Consider the following 14,976-nt stretch of genomic DNA (forward strand, 5'->3'; position numbering starts at 1 on the left):
TAGGTGGCTCCGATCGGTGCGCTCACCGGGAGCGGGCGAGCTTGGCCAGCCCTGCTGCGGGCAGGCAGGCGAACGTCGCCACCCCACCCGCTGCGAGATCGGCGTCGCCGGCCAGGAGGCCCCACAGGGCCAGGGCGAGCGCGACCGCGACAATCGCCTGACCGAGGACGCGCGCGACCGGGTCCCTGACCGGCGTCGGTGGCCGGTCGCGGCGGGGGTGGCCGCGCCGTCGTGACATCGCGGTGCTGTCACCGACCTCGCCGGGGTCGTGCATGGGATCACTCCAGTCGTGCCGATAGAATCGACAAAGCTCGATCCAGTGATCCTGCGAGGTTGCACTCTGCTTCGACGGACGTCAATATAGAAGCATGTCTAACAAGGAGCCGCCGGGCGTGGCGTCGTCGTGCTGGTCGCCGCTGGTCGGCCAACCGATCTCCCCGGAGCACGCGAGCGAGGTCTCCCGCGTGTTCAAGGCCCTCGGAGACCCCGTCCGACTGCGCCTGTTGTCCCTGATCTCCTCCCACGCCGGCGGCGAGGCCTGCGTGTGCGACCTGACCGAGGTCTTCGACCTGTCCGGCCCGACGATCTCGCACCACCTCAAGGTGCTGCGCGAGGCCGAGCTGATCACCGGTGAACGCCGCGGCACCTGGATCCACTACCGCGTCGTCCCACAGCGACTCGCCTCACTGGCCGACCTGCTGATCCCGACCACCGCGGAGGCCGTCGCATCATGAGCACGGAGAACACCACCGGCGCCGCCCAGCAGGCGGCCACCGACCCGACCGAGGCCGGCGTCGTCGCCCGCTTGTCCACCCTCGACCGCTTCCTGGCGGTCTGGATCATCGTCGCCATGGTCGCCGGGCTCCTGCTCGGCCGCCTGGTCCCCGGGCTCGCCCCCGCCCTGGACGCCCTGGCGATCGACGGCATCTCGCTGCCGATCGCGCTCGGCCTGCTGATCATGATGTATCCGGTGCTGGCGAAGGTCCGCTACGACCGCCTCGACACCGTCACCGGCGACCGCAGGCTCCTGCTCACCTCGCTGGTGCTCAACTGGGTCCTCGGCCCGGCACTGATGTTCGCCCTGGCCTGGCTGATGCTGCCCGACCTGCCCGAGTACCGGACCGGGCTGATCATCGTCGGGCTCGCCCGCTGCATCGCCATGGTGATCATCTGGAACGACCTGGCCTGCGGCGACCGCGAGGCCGCCGCCGTGCTGGTCGCGCTGAACTCGGTGTTCCAGGTCGTCATGTTCGGCGTGCTCGGCTGGTTCTACCTGGTCGTGCTGCCCGGCTGGCTCGGCCTGCCCGTCACCGACGTGTCGTTCTCCACCTGGGACATCGTGAAGTCGGTGCTGGTGTTCCTCGGGATCCCGCTGCTGGCCGGGTATCTCACGCGCCGGTTCGGCGAGAAGGCCAAGGGCCGGGTCTGGTACGAGGAGAAGTTCATTCCGCGGATCGGGCCGTTCGCGCTCTACGGGCTGCTGTTCACCATCGTGTTGCTGTTCGCGCTGCAGGGTGAGGCCATCACCTCCCAGCCGTTCGACGTCGCCCGGATCGCGTTGCCGCTGCTGGCTTACTTCGCCCTGATGTGGGCCGGCTCCTACGCCGTCGGCTGGGCGGTCGGCATGGGCTACGAACGCACCACCACCCTGGCGTTCACCGCCGCGGGCAACAACTTCGAACTCGCCATCGCGGTCGCGATCGGCACGTTCGGCGTCACCTCCGGCCAGGCGCTGGCCGGGGTCGTCGGGCCACTGATCGAGGTGCCGGTGCTCGTCGCGCTGGTGTATGTGTCGCTGTGGCTGCGCCGCCGCATGTTCCCCACCACCGACACATCGCTGTCTCGAGCGAGCGAGCCCCGATGAGCATCCCCTCTCGCGGCGAGTAGCGGACATGTCATGGACGCCTTCTCGTCCGACGCCATCCCGGTCGTCGTCGCCATCGCGCGACGGCGCCCGGCGGGCGGTCGCACCCTCGAACACTTCGCGCTCACCAGCCCACACGCCCGGCTTCACCAGACCGTCGACGAGCTGCGCCGCAGATTCCACGGCATCTTCGGCCCCGAGACGATCGAGGCCGTGGTCGTGGACGTGTTCACCGAGCTGGCGCTGACCGCCCGCATCACCACCCACCTGCCCGTCCTCGCCGCCCGCTACGCCCGCGAGCGGCTCGCAGCAGCCCGATCCCCAGGAGCCACCGTGACCACCGCAGCCGCGGTCCCCGAAGTCCTGTTCGTCTGCGTCCACAACGCCGGGCGCAGCCAGATGGCTGCCGCCCTGCTGGCCCACCACGCGAACGGCGCCGTCCGGGTCACCTCGGCCGGATCCGCCCCGGCCGACAGCATCAACCCCGCCGTGCGCGAGGTCATGGCCGAGATCGGCCTGACCCTCAACACGGAGTTCCCCAAGCGCCTGACCACCGAGGCGATCGAAGCGGCCGACGTCGTGATCACCATGGGCTGTGGTGACGCCTGCCCGGTGTTCCCCGGCAAGCGCTACCTCGACTGGGAACTGACCGACCCCGCCGGCAAGACCGCTGAGCAGATCCGCCCCATCCGCGACGACATCGACGCCCGGGTACGCCACCTACTCGCCGAACTGACCGGTACGTCGACCGAAGCGGCGACGTCGTGACCGACCTGCCTGCGGTGCTGTTCGTCTGCGTCCGCAACGGCGGCAAGTCCCAGATGGCCGCCGGGCTCATGCGCCAGGCCGCCGACGACCGGGTCGAGGTCCATTCTGCCGGCACCGATCCGGGGGAGACGATCAACGCCCTGTCCGCGCACGCGCTGGCCGAATCCGGCGCCGACATCAGCGGCGAGTCCCCGAAGTCGATCAATCCCGAGCTGCTCCGGCGCGTCGACCTCGTGGTCACTCTTGGCCGGGACGCACGAGTCGACGCCGGCGACACCGAGGTCCGCAACTGGGACACCGACGAGCCCTCCGCCCGCGGGATCGAGGGACTCGACCGCATGCGCCTGATCCGTGACGACATCGCCGCCCGGGTCGACGACCTGCTCGCCGAACTGACCGGCCCGAGCCCGAACCCGTGACCCGTACCCCTGACACCGCCGATCGCGACCTGCCCGTGGTCGTGATCGGCGGTGGCCAGGCCGGCCTCGCCGCGGGCTACTACCTGCGCCGCGCGCAGGTCCCGTTCGTCATCCTCGATGCCCAGACCGGGCCCGGCGGCGCCTGGCGACACGGCTGGGACTCGCTGCGCCTGTTCTCCCCCGCGCGCTACAGCCCCCTGCCCGGGTGGTGGATGCCCGACCAGCCCGCAGAGCCCTTCCCGACCGCCGGACACGTCCGCACCTACCTCGACGACTACGAGCGGCGTTACGCACTCGACGTCCGCCGCCCCATCGACGTCACCGCCGTACAGGCCTACCCGGACCACCTGGCCGTCAGCACCGCACAGAGCACCTGGCGCGCCCGGGCGGTCATCAGCGCCACCGGCACCTGGCGCTGCCCGCACGTCCCAGAGCTACCCGGCCGCGCCGAGTTCACCGGCCGCCAGATCCACACCGTCAACTACCACCGGCCCCACCCCTTCCGAGGTCAGCGCGTCGGCGTGGTCGGTGGCGCGAACTCCGCCGCGCAGATCCTCGCCGAGGTCTCCACCGTTGCGACGACGCACTGGTTCACCCTGGCCCCACCGCGATTCCTGCCCGACGATGTCGACGGCCGCGTCCTGTTCGACGTCGCCACCCAACGCGAACTCGCCCAGCGCCAGGGGCACCCGGACACCGGCGGGGTCGCCGCGCTCGGCGACATCGTCATGATCCCCAGCGTCAAGGCCGCCCGCGACCGCGGTGTGCTGCGGACCGAGCCCATGTTCGACCGGCTGACCGCCACCGGCGTCGCCCGCGACAACGGCACGATCACCGACCTCGACGCCATCATCTGGTGCACCGGCTTCCGCCCAGCCATCGACCACCTCGCCCCGCTCGGCCTCAGCACCGACACGCACGGGGACCCCCGCACCGACGGCACCCGCAGCATCGACGAACCCCGCCTGCACCTGCTCGGCTACGGCGACTGGACCGGCGCGGCCGCAGCAACCCTGATCGGAGCGGGGCGAACGGCCCGCACGTGCGTAGAACAGATCATCGGCCGACCCGCTCGTAGCCTCGAGTCGAATCGTGCTCGGTGAGGTCGCGCCGTTGAGAAACGGGCTCGTTGCGGCGGGGGCGCGCTCACTCGGCTCTCGCCGGATTGGCGATGCGGAGGCGGCGGATTTCACCATGTGCGGCTTCGAGCCGACTGGTCAGGTCGTGGACCTCGGCTCGAAGCTGGGTGTTGCGGCGGGTGAGCGCCTCCAGACGTGTTTGGAGCGAGTCGATGGTGGCGGGCTGCGGGCCGGTCCGGGTCGGCGCCGGTCGTCGTTGCTGCATCTGACCAATGGCCGTGACCAGGTCGGTCTGGGTGTAGAGCCAGGAGCGGGAGACTCCGGCGGCGCGCGCGATCTCAACCATGGTCGGGCGGGTGCCAGCACGCGCAGCCGCCGCGATGGCCATCTCGGCTCGGTCGCGAGCCTCAGCGGCGCGGCGACGGGAGGCCTCGAGGAGGTATCGGGTGTTGTCAGCCGGCGGCATCCTTCTCCCGTCGTCCCCCGACCACGATCTCGCTGTCCGAAGCCTGCTCGAGAACGGTGATGAGCTTGTCGAGCTTCGCGGTCGTGCGGCGATTCTTCTCGGCGATCCTTGCCAGGCCGGCCTGCTCGGCGTCAGCAATCTGCTGTCGGGAGTCGTCGCGCTGGCGGCGGTGCTGGGCGAGGAACTCCGGGGTGGTGATGAAGAACCGGCAGTCCAGGCAGGGGTTGGCGTACTCGCAATCGGTCTGTACCGGGGCACCGCAGTAGCCGTTCGGGAGGGAGACCTTGGCTCTGACCAGGCTCAGCCGCATCCAATCGGCGTCTGCGAGCGGGTGCTCGGGGGCGACCGTAACTGGGTCACCTTCGGCGTTGACCTTCGTCGCAGCTTCCCAGCGCCGTCGGCGGGTCACGTTGGTCAGCCGCGCGTAGCGGGCCGTCATCGCCGGGGACATGTGGTCAAGCAGGTCTTGAACCACCGACTGCGGGACGTCCCGATTGATCAACCGGGTGGCCAGGGTATGCCGGAACTGGTGCGCGGTGACGCGTGCCGGTGCGCCGTGCTCGTCGACCAGCTCGATCTCGCGCAGCCAGGTATCGAGATGGCGGCGCCAAGTGGAGGCGTGCAGCGGCTTGTTGCCGTCCAGGTTGACCTGGTAACGAGTGAACAGGTACCGGCAACCCTGCGGCCACCGCCGCTGCTGGGCGCGTTGCTGGACGGCGATGTGGTCGGCGAGCTCGGTGCTGATCGGAAAGAATTCAACCCTTCCGTGGATCTTGTGATTGACCCAGGCCAGATAGGGGGCATCGTTGTGGTCGCGGACCACGCAGTCCAGCGGAAGCTTGCAGGCATCGCTCAGCCGCAGCCCGCACTGGATCAGGATCATCAGCACGAGCCGACCGTCGTCGGTGGGGAACCGTGCCAAGTGCGCCGGGTCCTCAAGCTGGCGCATCACGTGCTCGGGCAGAGCCCGCGGCCGCGGGGGCGGGAGCCGAGGCATGTCACCGTCGTAAACGGCGGCGTTGCGCGGGATCTGTGAACACCAGTCGTGGCGGGCGACGTCGCGCAGGAACACCCCGATCTGGTTGATCCGCTTGGCGCGACTGGTCGGATTCGAGTGGACCAGCGCCAACGCCGCGAACCAGGATTCCAGCACGGGGCGAGTCAGGTGCTCCGGACCGGCGCCCGCCCCAGCGGTGCGGCGCAGATGTTCACCCAGCATCGTGCAGGCCCGCAGGGTATTCGCCACGCCTTGGGCGGTGTTGCCGCGCGACAGCCGCCAGCGAGCCCATCGTTTGGTGATCTCACGCAGCCACCCCGGTTCGATTCGGGAGAAGTCGATGCGCCGCTGGTTGCCGGCGAGGCCGAGCACGCGCAGGTCCCAGACAGTGCGCGGGTACTGCTGCTGCCACGGATCGACTCCGGCCAGAGTCCGCAGCGCAGCGCAGGTGTCGAGGAGAAACGACTGGTAGCCGCTGCCGACCGAGTTGGGCCGCAGCGTGTAGGCGTGCCAGCGCTCGTCGTCCCAGTCCAGCAGGCTACCGACCCCGGCCCGGCGGATCAGTCTTACCGCCGTGGTCACATGAATCGCCCGGGTGACCCGACTGGCGGTGTCATGACGGCACTGCAGCCCGTACTGGACCTCCAGCCGCAGCCTTGGTTCCAGCCCGCGGAGGTCGACCCGCGGGTCCTGACTGTGGGCCAGCTCGGAGAACCATGCGTGCGGTTCCGGACGTCCGGCGTGGATCCAGCGGCGCCGGTGTGCCGCGCAGAATGTAGTGGTCGAATCGGACCAGCGGGGACAGGCGGGAAACCGGCAGCCGGTTTCGTTCACCAGGGACGGTGCCGGCTGGTTGGCGCACCAGCTGTCCCAGTCCGGGCGGCCCGCACTGTCCCATGCGGTGGCATGTCGAACACAGAGGCGGTTACGGCGGTGCGCGCGATTGCAGCCGCCCACCGCGCAGGCCGGCACCGCGGGCACCTCGGCGCGCAGGCGTTGCTCGGCAGGCTCAAGCCACGTCGCCAGATCCGGGCGTCCCGCCTCTCGCCACCATGCGTGGTGCCGTTGACACAGGCCGATCCGTGTCCGGCGGACCGCGGCCGGGCAGGACGGCAGCGCGCATCTGCCGGTGAAGAACACCGCGCTGTCCGGGTCGGGGATGAAGGTGTCGTTGCGGAACTCTGGGCGCACCGCGCTCAGCAGCCGCTCCAGCAGGATCCCGGTCCCAGGACGACCAGCGTCGACCTCACTGGCTCCGATGCCCCCGGCTGCGTTGCCGCCGGGCATGGTCTTGCTCACTCGTAGCCTCCCGGTCCCGCCCATCCCTCGGGGGCTCCCCCTGTGTTGGTGGCCTCGGGGGCACTGTTGTCCAGCGCGCCTGCCGCGACCAGGAGCGCCCGATGGTCCTCGACACTGAGATGGGAGTAGGCCGCGGTGGTGGTCTGGGCGTCAGCATGCCCGAGCAAATCAGCGACGACATGTACCTGGACACCGCGGCGCAGCAGGGTGAGCTTCCCCCGCTTCGCCGGAGTCTTCGAAGACTGGTCCCATCGTGAGGGACTGGGAAGGAAGGCTCTGTTGGCAGCACCGAGGAAGTACCCCGATGAGCTGCGGGAACGGGCGGTTCGGCTGTATCGACAGTCCGAGCCGCGGCCGTCGTTCAAACGGCTGGCCGAGCAGCTCAACGTGCACCCCGAGGCCTTGCGGAACTGGGTCCGCCAGGCCGAGGCCGACGCCGGCGAACGGCATGACCGCCCAAGCACTGACATGGTTGAGGAGAACCGCAGGTTGGCGGCCGAGAACGCTGAGCTGCGGCGGGTCAACGAGGTCCTGCGCGCGGCGAGTGCGTATTTCGCCAGCGAGATCGGCCCGACCCGGAGGTGGTCATGAGCTTCATCGACACTCATGGCTTCCCGGCCGGTCTCGTACTGCGGGTCCTGGGCATCCCGGAGTCCACCTTCTACGACTGGCGGGCCCGCCAGGCCGCCCCGAGCCGGCGCGAGCTCGACGACGCGGCGCTGCTCGAGCAGATCGTCAAGGTGCGCAGCGTCAGCGAGTTCGCCGCCACCTACGGCTCGCCGCGGGTGTGGCTGGAGCTGCGTCGCCAGGGCGTGCGGGTCGGGCGCAAGCGCATCGAGCGGATCATGCGTGAGCACGGGTTGCAGGGCGCGCACCTGCGCCGGGGCTGGCGCCACGGCTCGACCCGGCAGGACCCGAACCACACCGCCGCCCCGGACCGGGTCGAGCGCGACTTCCGGGCCGACGCGCCGAACCGGCTCTGGGTCGCTGACCTGACGCGGCTGGTCACCGGCGAGGGCGTGCTGTGGCTGGCCTCGGTGCGCGACGCGTTCGCCAACCGGGTCGTCGGCTGGGCCACCGGTGAGCGGGCGACCACCGCGCTGGTGCTCACCGCCCTGGATCATGCGCTGCGCTCCCGATCGGCGCGCTCCGGCGAGTTGATCTTCCATAGCGACAAGGGCGCCCAGTACACGGCGCTGCGGTTCACCCAGCGCCTGGTCGACTCCGGTGTCGCACCCTCGACCGGGTCCACAGGCGACAGCTACGACAACGCCCTCGCGGAGAACCTGTGGTCCACGCTCAAGATCGAACTCGTGTACTGGCCGGGTACGACGTTCGCCACCCGCGCCGAGGCCGAGCACGCCCTGCTGCGCTACATAGACGGCTGGTACAACCCCCGCCGGATCCAGGCCGGGCTCGGCGGGCTCTCACCTGACGAGTACGAGGACGCCTACGATCGCGGCCAGCGCGACGATCACAGATAACCCGGACTCCGCGAAACCGGGGGAACCTCAGGGCGGTTGCGTAGGTGTGCCTGGCCACGTGTGGGGTGAAGAAGTCCAATCCGGTTCGGACGCGCAACTGCCGGACCAGCCGGTAGACGTTCGCCGCCGTCATCGGTGCTCCCACCACGGGCGCGAACAGGTTGACGAATACGTAGTCGCAGTCTCGCGGCCCGTACTCCAGCTCCATGTAGTCGGCGTAGAGGTCGAACAGCGAGGTGGGCACCGGCACACGGCGCCACTTGAGGCCCTTGACCCGAGCCTGGTTGACGTTGTCCTCCCGCGGCACGACCTCTACGTCCCCGGCCCGCAGGTGAAGATCGGCGTGCCGTAGCCCGAGCGCTTCGCCCAGGCGAAGCCCCGATTCCACCAGCAGCCGGATCAGGAACCGGTCCCGCGTCCGGTCACACGCCTCCACCAACGCCTTGACCTGCAGCTCGGTCAACGTCTTCGGGGGCTTCCGCGGCGCGTGCACCCGCAGCGGGCTGAACGCCTGCTCACCGCGCCGCCCTCGACGAAGGTGGGCCAGCATCGGGACCTGCGGCCCAAGCCCGCGCCCACCGATCTGCTCCCCCAACAGCGGCGCAACAGCCGCATCCCGGCGGGAATGGAACCGGTAGAACGCCGCGACGGCTGCGCGCTTGCGCAGCAGTGTCGCCGGGGCCAACGCCGCCGGGACGCCCGGCAGCACGAACACATCCTCTCTCCGCGCCTGACGGGGGCGGCGCAGCCAGTCGAAGAACTGCGCGAGCTGCTCCAGGCTCACCTGCGCGAACTCCAAGCCGCGTTGGTCGAGCCACTGGAAATAGTCCCGCAGGTCATGGGCATAGCCGGCGATCGTGTTCGGCGACAATCGCCTCACCAGCGTCGCGTGGGCGAGGAAGTCCTCGACCGGGACCACCGGGAGCCCGTCGAGATCGACGACCGTGTACGAGCGCGCGCTCTCCCCCGACGACAGCCGCTGCACCCGCAACCCCACCACCCGCTTCCCACGACATGGACACTGCTGCCGTGGGTGTCCGTGTAGCACGAACTGCTTCCCCACTGCCCGCGAGTTGGACGTCGTGGACAGGTTGCGAGTGGATCAAGATTTCGGACTGGCTGGACTTTCACATGCTCCAGGGCGGGCACTGCCTGCGCTACGACGTCCGCGCCGATCTCGTGGACTCGACCTACGACGCCGACCCGGTCAAGCCGTTCCTCGACGGCGAGCCGATCTATGAGGAGCACCCGTACTGCTGGGAGCCCGAGCAGGGCTTCTCCACCGCGCTGGACGTACGCCGCGACGCCTACTGGTCGGTGCTCGGTGGGGCGGCCGGGCACACCTACGGTCACCACGCGGTGTGGCAGTTCAACGACGGCGGCGACGGGGAGCTCGGCGCACGCGGGAGCTGGAGCGAGGCGCTGGAGTTCCCCGCGGGCGAACAGATGCGACACCTGCGGGAGCTCATGGAGTCGCTGCCGTTCACCCGGGGCGAACCGGACCAGTCGGTGCTGGGCACCGAGCCGGACTCGGGCGCCGAGCGGATCGCCGCCAACGTCGCCACGGACGGCTCGTACCTGCTGGTCTACACCCCCACGGGGCAGGACTTCTCGGTCGACACCAGCGTCGTCACGGGCAGCCCCGAGGCGTACTGGTTCAACCCGCGCACCGGCGAGTTCGACGCGACGAAGCTCGCCACGACCTACAGCCCGCCGACCAGTGACGAGGACTGGCTGCTGCTCGTCGAGGACCCGGCATGACCGGCAACGACAACGACGGCGTGTTCGACGCGTTCACGGCGCCGCACCGGTCTACGAGCTCTACGAGCTCGGGGACACCGGACTCGCCTCGCAGAGCTGGCCGCCCACCACCGCCACGGGGTTCCGCGGCCCGGCGATGAGCTACCACCTGCGCTCCGGCGGCCACGGCCTCGACGAGGCCGACTGGGACACCTACCTGAGCGGCAACCTGTTCAAGCGATAGCGAACGTGGTCCGGTCTCCGCTTGCTGCTCAGGTGGTACGACTGGAGGTGAAAATTTCGCGGCCCGCGCGTACGCAGTGCGGCTCAAGTTCGGCTTTCTGCGCTGCGGCCCGCTCGATCAGTTGGTCGAAGTCGACATCTGGTAGCTGGGTGGCGAGCCCGGCGAGGTCACGCAGGGTGGTCCACAGCTGCTTCTTTCCTTCGATGCCCATGGTGAGCATCTCGAGTTCGGTGAACCGGCTCAGCGGGGAGTAACCGGCAAGGTGGCCGTTGAGCTTCAGCCGACCCAGCCGCTCAGCGGCGACCGCTGCCCCGGGTTTCATCCGACTCGGCCGGATCCCGGCCTGCCGCATGATGGACCGGAAGGTTTCCACGTCCTCGGCGATACCGGTGGCGACCCGGGCGAGCGCGTCGCCGAGCGGGGTGTCGCGATTGCTGCGCTGGGTGCGACGGGCGAGCTGTCGCCACAACACGCCGAGCGCCAGCTGATCGTTGAGGTAGATTTTCAGGTACCAGTACGTGTCCACGATGTGGTTGTTCCGGGAGATTTCGCGTCGTTCAGTTCCTGCTCGGCCGTTGCGGTCGCGCCGTTGGTCCCGGCGTTGTGGGCCGGGGGGCGTAGTCCCGTCTTGGTGACCTGAACGTTCACCACTTCCCGGTGATCCGAGATGGTCAGGGTCGCTGGCCACCGCTACCTCCTCGAGCTTGGTGCCAGGCCAGTCACGGTGTTCCCACCACCGCTCGGTCCCACGCTGGCCGGCGTCGGGGTGGCTACAGGCGAGCCGTGCTGGTTCGGCGCGACTCGACCCACAGCATGTCCACCGCTGCGGGGTACGCGAGGAATCCTCGCCGATCCGCTGGGCGTGCGAACTCAGGGGCATAGCGGCGCAACCAAGCGGAGGAGGCTGCGCCGCGTGTGGGGCGAGTCCGTGCAGTGCCAACACCGATTGCGAGCTGCTGCACGTGTCCGGAAGCCAGTCGTGCTGTCGAGGCGCGACCTCGCGAAAGGATGTGCTTCGCCCGTGGCCGGCCGGGCAGCGGTCTCGGTTGCTTACGTGGCCGGCTCGATAGCGACCTTGACCCAGCCGGGTTCGTGGGTGTCGAACGTGCGGTACGCCTCGACCGCGTCGGCCAGCCCGTCGCGGACCGTGACTCCTCGTCCAGGATCCAGGGTCCCGGACGCGACGATGTCGATCAGTTCCGGGATCAGTGCCCGGTGTGGGCAGTTGCCTGCCTTCACAGTCAGGTTGCGGTTCAGCACGGTGCCGATCGGGAACGAACGCGCCGTGGGTGGATAGACCCCGATCACGCCGATCGTGCCGGCTTTGGCCACCGCCTCTGCCGCCCAGCTCGCGGCCAGGGACGGGTCGTCGCCGGCGTTCCAGGCGGTCGGGCCCCCGCCGGCGGCCTCCTCCAGTTCGGCGGCGCGCCGTTCCTGATCGTCGGCGTCACCGCTGCGTGGGCCGTAGGCGTCGACCCCGACGGCGTCGATGACCCGGTCGGGTCCGATCCCTCCGGTCAGCTCCCGCAGCGCCTCGACCGGGTCTTCGACGGTCACGTCGACGGGCTCGACGTGCTGGCGGCGGGCCTTCTCCAGCCGGGCGGCATCGCGGTCGACGGCGAACACCCGGGCCGCGCCGAGGTGTCGTGCGCTCGCGATCGCCAGCTGCCCGACCGGCCCGCAGCCGAACACCGCGACCGAGTCGCCGCGGGAGACCTCGGCCAGCTTGGCGCCGAAGTAGCCGGTCGGGAACACATCCGACAGCATGATCGCCTGGTCGTCATCCACCGCATCGGGCAGCGGCACCAGGTTCGCGTCCGCCCACGGCACTCGTGCGTACTGTGCCTGCAGCCCGTCGAATCCGCCGGTCTGCTCCGGCCCGCCGAACAGGGCGGTGCCGGCCAGCGGGCCGTTCGGGTTGGCTGCGTCGCACTGCGAGGTGTACCCGGCCCGGCAGTAGCTGCACCGCCCGCAGCACAGCGTGGACGGCACCACGACCCGGTCCCCGGCCCGGAACGCGCGCACCGCGCTCCCGACTTCCTCGACCACGCCGACACCCTCATGTCCGAGCACGATGCCGGGCCGCAGGCCAGGCATCGTTCCCCGGATCATATGCAGGTCGGTTCCGCAGATCGCGCTCGTTGTGAGCCGCACGACGACGTCACCCGGGTCCCGCGGAACCGGGTCCGCTACCTGCGCCACCTCGATCTGGCCGGGCGCCTGCCATACCACTGCCTGCACGTATCCTCCTCCGGTCGTGAACTGCACCTGCCAGTTACCCGTCCGCCTCGCACGCATGCCGGCCGGGCGAGGACGCAATCGACGGACGGCCGCACTGACCGCCGCGCACACGGTCCGGGGCCGGGCCGGGATCGCGGTATCGCCCGCGTCCGTCCGGGGGGACCGGCAGGCCTGCTCACGGCGGGAGCCCCTCCCACGGGGTGCCCGGGGCGTTTCCGGAGGCGTGGTCGGCGGTCGCGGCGCCGGGCCGGCGCCCGGTCGACGGGGGCAGCGCCACGGTGTCCCCGCGGGCCACCACTCGGATCCGGTCGCCCAGACCGCGGGCGCGCATCTCGTCGAGGAAGTGCGTCAACGGCGAGCGGAACACGTCGTAGTCGTCGTAGTGGACCGGCATGACCCGGCCCGGGCCGATCAGCTCGACCAGGTCGGTGCCCTGCCGAGCGTCCAGGGTGACGAGTACACCGCCGATCCGGGTGCCACCGAGGTGGGCCACCATCACATCGATCTCCCCGAACCGGTCCCGGATCTCGGCCAGCTCGCGCACCAGCACCGTGTCACCGGTGATGTAGAGCCGCAGCACTCGCCGGCCCTCCCGTTCCAGGTCGACGATGCTGCCCTGGACCGGTGGCAGGAGCCGATGCAGCGCCCGCGGCCCGTGCCGGGCGGGCACGGCGGTGACCCTGACCCGCTCGGCGTGGTCGCCGACCTCCCAGCTCTGCCAGGTCGGCAGGCCGGTCGCGGCCTCGAAACCCCACCGACGCAGCCGGTCGCGGGCGTGCGGCGTGGTGACCACGGGCAGTGCGTGGTCGAGCCCGTCGCGCGCGATCCGGTCGAAGTGGTCGCCGTGCAGGTGCGACAGCAGCACCGCGTCGAGCTGCGGCAACTCGTCGATACCGACCGCGGGCTCAGTGCGCCGCCGCGACGATAACCCCCAACCCAGCCGCGCACGCTGGCCACGGTGCAGAAAGTTCGGATCGGTCATCAGCCGGAACCGACCGAGCCGCAGCAGGGTGGTGGCCGTTCCGACGAAGGTCAGCGATGTGTCCACGGCGCGTCGCCTAGCACGTGTGCTCACGCGGCCGGGTGCAGCAGGACCTTCGTCCAGCCGTCGACGCGTTTGTCGAACTGGTCGTAGGCCTGCGGGGCCTCGTCCAGTGAGAGCTCGTGCGAGACGATCAACTCGGGCTGTGCGCGGCCGCGGATGATCAGGTCGCGCAGCTGTCGGTTGTAGCGCTTGACCGGGCACTGCCCGTGCCCGAGCTGGATGTTCTTGTCGAACACCGACCCGTAGTCGAATCCGATCCGGCCCTGCTGCGCGCCCTCGGTAGCGGCGCCCGGGTCTTGCGGGAGGTACACGCCGACCACGCCGATCCGGCCGGTGGACTGCACGACCTCCACGAGCTTGTCCATCACCAGCTCGGGGTGTTCCTGCCCGGTGGCGTCGTGTGCCTGGTAGCCGACGGCCTCGATGCCGCAGTCCACGCCGGTGCCGTCGGTGGCGTCGGTGATCACCTCGGTGGGGTCGGTGTCGGCGAAGTTCACCGCGGTGACGCCGTAACGCTCGGCCAACTCGAGCCGGTCGGGTTCCTTGTCGACGATGAACACCTGTGAGGCGCCGCGGATCATCGCGCTGTGCGCGGCCATCAACCCCACCGGTCCTGCGCCGTACACCGCGACGGTGTCACCGGGCGCGACCCGGGCCAGCTCGGCGCCGTGGTAGCCGGTGGGGAAGATGTCGGACAGCATCGTGAACGCGTTCTCGTGCTCACGGCCGGCGGGAAGCTTGAGCAGGTTGAAATCCGCCCACGGCACGCGCAAGTACTCGGCCTGACCGCCCCAGTAGGGGCCCATCATCGGGTAGCCGTAGCCCGCGGTCGGACGGCCGGTCGGGTTCGCGCGCAGGCAGGCGTTCGTCCAGCCGGCCGTGCAGTTGCGGCAGGTGCCACAGGAGATGTTGAACGGCACCGAGACTCGGTCGCCGACGTCGATCCGGTCGACGCCGGGTCCGACATCCTCGACCACGCCCATGTTCTCGTGGCCGAGCACCATGCCGTGGTCCAGGGGCGCGCGGCCCTCGTAGGGGTGCAGGTCGGAGCCGCAGATGTTCGAGGTGGTGATGCGGATGATCGCGTCGTTCGGCTGCTCGAGGGTCGGGTCGGGCACGTTCTCCACGGCGACGTCGAACGGGCCCTTGAACACCACGGCTTTCATGCTGGCTCCCTCGGAAGGCGGTTGTGAGGCCTTCTGCGGCTACCCGCCGCATCTCAAACTCATGCGGCTCGAACCCGGGCGGCGAGACGCTGCTCAGCCGGAGCGTCCGCGCGGGAAAGGCTATGCGCCCGTGGTGCGCGATGCTTCGGGGTCTGATGGCCACC

The 14,976-nt window shown here is 70.0% G+C and carries 16 protein-coding genes and 2 pseudogenes; 10 read left to right on the forward strand and 8 right to left on the reverse strand.

The genetic code is table 11. The features are described 5' to 3' along the window. Nucleotides 1-22: 22 nt before the first annotated feature. Entirely contained in the window at nucleotides 23-274 is a 252-nt protein-coding gene (locus JOF36_RS38180; protein WP_210037075.1) for a hypothetical protein, read from the reverse strand. A 94-nt stretch (nucleotides 275-368) separates the two neighbouring features. Between JOF36_RS38180 and JOF36_RS38185 the strand changes: the two genes are divergently transcribed. From JOF36_RS38185 to JOF36_RS38205, 6 genes and pseudogenes are all read left to right on the forward strand, one after another. Continuing rightward, a complete protein-coding gene (locus JOF36_RS38185; RefSeq protein ID WP_210037076.1) occupies nucleotides 369-734 on the forward strand; it encodes an ArsR/SmtB family transcription factor in 366 nt (121 codons plus the stop codon). Continuing rightward, complete coding sequence (arsB, locus tag JOF36_RS38190) at nucleotides 731-1,864, forward strand: ACR3 family arsenite efflux transporter (protein ID WP_210037077.1); 1,134 nt, start codon at nucleotides 731-733, stop codon at nucleotides 1,862-1,864. The genes JOF36_RS38185 and arsB overlap by 4 nt, the downstream gene beginning before the upstream one ends. A gap of 33 nt (nucleotides 1,865-1,897) precedes the next feature. Further along, a pseudogene (locus tag JOF36_RS41590) lies at nucleotides 1,898-2,164 on the forward strand (three-helix bundle dimerization domain-containing protein); the annotation flags it as partial. A 33-nt stretch (nucleotides 2,165-2,197) separates the two neighbouring features. Next, nucleotides 2,198-2,632, forward strand: a complete 435-nt coding sequence (locus JOF36_RS41595) for an arsenate reductase/protein-tyrosine-phosphatase family protein (RefSeq protein WP_372447494.1) — start codon at nucleotides 2,198-2,200, stop codon at nucleotides 2,630-2,632. Next, nucleotides 2,629-3,051, forward strand: a complete 423-nt coding sequence (locus JOF36_RS38200) for an arsenate-mycothiol transferase ArsC (protein ID WP_210037079.1) — start codon at nucleotides 2,629-2,631, stop codon at nucleotides 3,049-3,051. The genes JOF36_RS41595 and JOF36_RS38200 overlap by 4 nt, the downstream gene beginning before the upstream one ends. Beyond that, nucleotides 3,048-4,154, forward strand: a complete 1,107-nt coding sequence (locus tag JOF36_RS38205) for an ArsO family NAD(P)H-dependent flavin-containing monooxygenase (RefSeq protein ID WP_210037080.1) — start codon at nucleotides 3,048-3,050, stop codon at nucleotides 4,152-4,154. Before JOF36_RS38200 ends, JOF36_RS38205 begins: the two co-directional genes overlap by 4 nt. A 43-nt stretch (nucleotides 4,155-4,197) precedes the next feature. Here JOF36_RS38205 and JOF36_RS38210 read toward each other — a convergent pair whose 3' ends face one another. Together JOF36_RS38210 and JOF36_RS41290 are read right to left on the reverse strand one after the other, a co-directional pair. After that, on the reverse strand, nucleotides 4,198-4,596 hold the full coding sequence (locus tag JOF36_RS38210) for a DUF6262 family protein (protein ID WP_281072854.1): 399 nt from the start codon (nucleotides 4,594-4,596) through the stop codon (nucleotides 4,198-4,200). Next, the gene (locus tag JOF36_RS41290) at nucleotides 4,583-6,892 is read right to left on the reverse strand and encodes a tyrosine-type recombinase/integrase (protein ID WP_210037082.1); all 2,310 of its coding nucleotides are present in this window, start codon (nucleotides 6,890-6,892) and stop codon (nucleotides 4,583-4,585) included. Before JOF36_RS41290 ends, JOF36_RS38210 begins: the two co-directional genes overlap by 14 nt. A 279-nt stretch (nucleotides 6,893-7,171) precedes the next feature. Here JOF36_RS41290 and JOF36_RS38220 point away from each other — a divergent pair, with 279 nt between their 5' ends. After that, nucleotides 7,172-7,483 carry a transposase gene (locus JOF36_RS38220; RefSeq protein WP_210026741.1) on the forward strand — a complete coding sequence of 104 codons (312 nt, stop codon included), beginning with the start codon at nucleotides 7,172-7,174 and terminating at the stop codon, nucleotides 7,481-7,483. Further along, nucleotides 7,480-8,376: an IS3 family transposase gene (locus JOF36_RS39895; RefSeq protein ID WP_210026740.1), complete on the forward strand. Its 897-nt coding sequence runs from the start codon at nucleotides 7,480-7,482 to the stop codon at nucleotides 8,374-8,376. Before JOF36_RS38220 ends, JOF36_RS39895 begins: the two co-directional genes overlap by 4 nt. Before the next feature lie 40 nt (nucleotides 8,377-8,416). Here the strand turns inward: JOF36_RS39895 and JOF36_RS38225 are convergent. Next, nucleotides 8,417-9,439, reverse strand: a pseudogene (locus JOF36_RS38225) (tyrosine-type recombinase/integrase); the annotation flags it as partial. On the opposite strand from JOF36_RS38225, the gene JOF36_RS38230 reads away from it, so the two are divergent. Both JOF36_RS38230 and JOF36_RS38235 read left to right on the forward strand, forming a co-directional pair. Further along, complete coding sequence (locus JOF36_RS38230; protein ID WP_281072855.1) at nucleotides 9,391-10,137, forward strand: glycoside hydrolase family 140 protein; 747 nt, start codon at nucleotides 9,391-9,393, stop codon at nucleotides 10,135-10,137. The pseudogene JOF36_RS38225 and the gene JOF36_RS38230 overlap by 49 nt on opposite strands. Beyond that, nucleotides 10,097-10,360, forward strand: a complete 264-nt coding sequence (locus tag JOF36_RS38235) for a hypothetical protein (protein ID WP_245353266.1) — start codon at nucleotides 10,097-10,099, stop codon at nucleotides 10,358-10,360. Before JOF36_RS38230 ends, JOF36_RS38235 begins: the two co-directional genes overlap by 41 nt. Nucleotides 10,361-10,388: 28 nt before the next feature. Here JOF36_RS38235 and JOF36_RS38240 read toward each other — a convergent pair whose 3' ends face one another. From JOF36_RS38240 to JOF36_RS38255, 4 genes are all read right to left on the reverse strand, one after another. Next, on the reverse strand, nucleotides 10,389-10,886 hold the full coding sequence (locus tag JOF36_RS38240) for a hypothetical protein (RefSeq protein WP_210037085.1): 498 nt from the start codon (nucleotides 10,884-10,886) through the stop codon (nucleotides 10,389-10,391). A 524-nt stretch (nucleotides 10,887-11,410) separates the two neighbouring features. Next, the gene (locus JOF36_RS38245; protein ID WP_210037086.1) at nucleotides 11,411-12,601 is read right to left on the reverse strand and encodes an alcohol dehydrogenase catalytic domain-containing protein; all 1,191 of its coding nucleotides are present in this window, start codon (nucleotides 12,599-12,601) and stop codon (nucleotides 11,411-11,413) included. Between the two features lie 175 nt (nucleotides 12,602-12,776). After that, the gene (locus JOF36_RS38250; protein ID WP_307862834.1) at nucleotides 12,777-13,649 is read right to left on the reverse strand and encodes an MBL fold metallo-hydrolase; all 873 of its coding nucleotides are present in this window, start codon (nucleotides 13,647-13,649) and stop codon (nucleotides 12,777-12,779) included. A 23-nt stretch (nucleotides 13,650-13,672) separates the two neighbouring features. After that, nucleotides 13,673-14,812: a glutathione-independent formaldehyde dehydrogenase gene (locus JOF36_RS38255; RefSeq protein ID WP_210037088.1), complete on the reverse strand. Its 1,140-nt coding sequence runs from the start codon at nucleotides 14,810-14,812 to the stop codon at nucleotides 13,673-13,675. Nucleotides 14,813-14,976: the final 164 nt, after the last annotated feature.

The sequence above is a fragment of the Pseudonocardia parietis genome (assembly GCF_017876315.1).
GTDB classification, from domain to species: Bacteria; Actinomycetota; Actinomycetes; order Mycobacteriales; family Pseudonocardiaceae; genus Pseudonocardia; species Pseudonocardia parietis.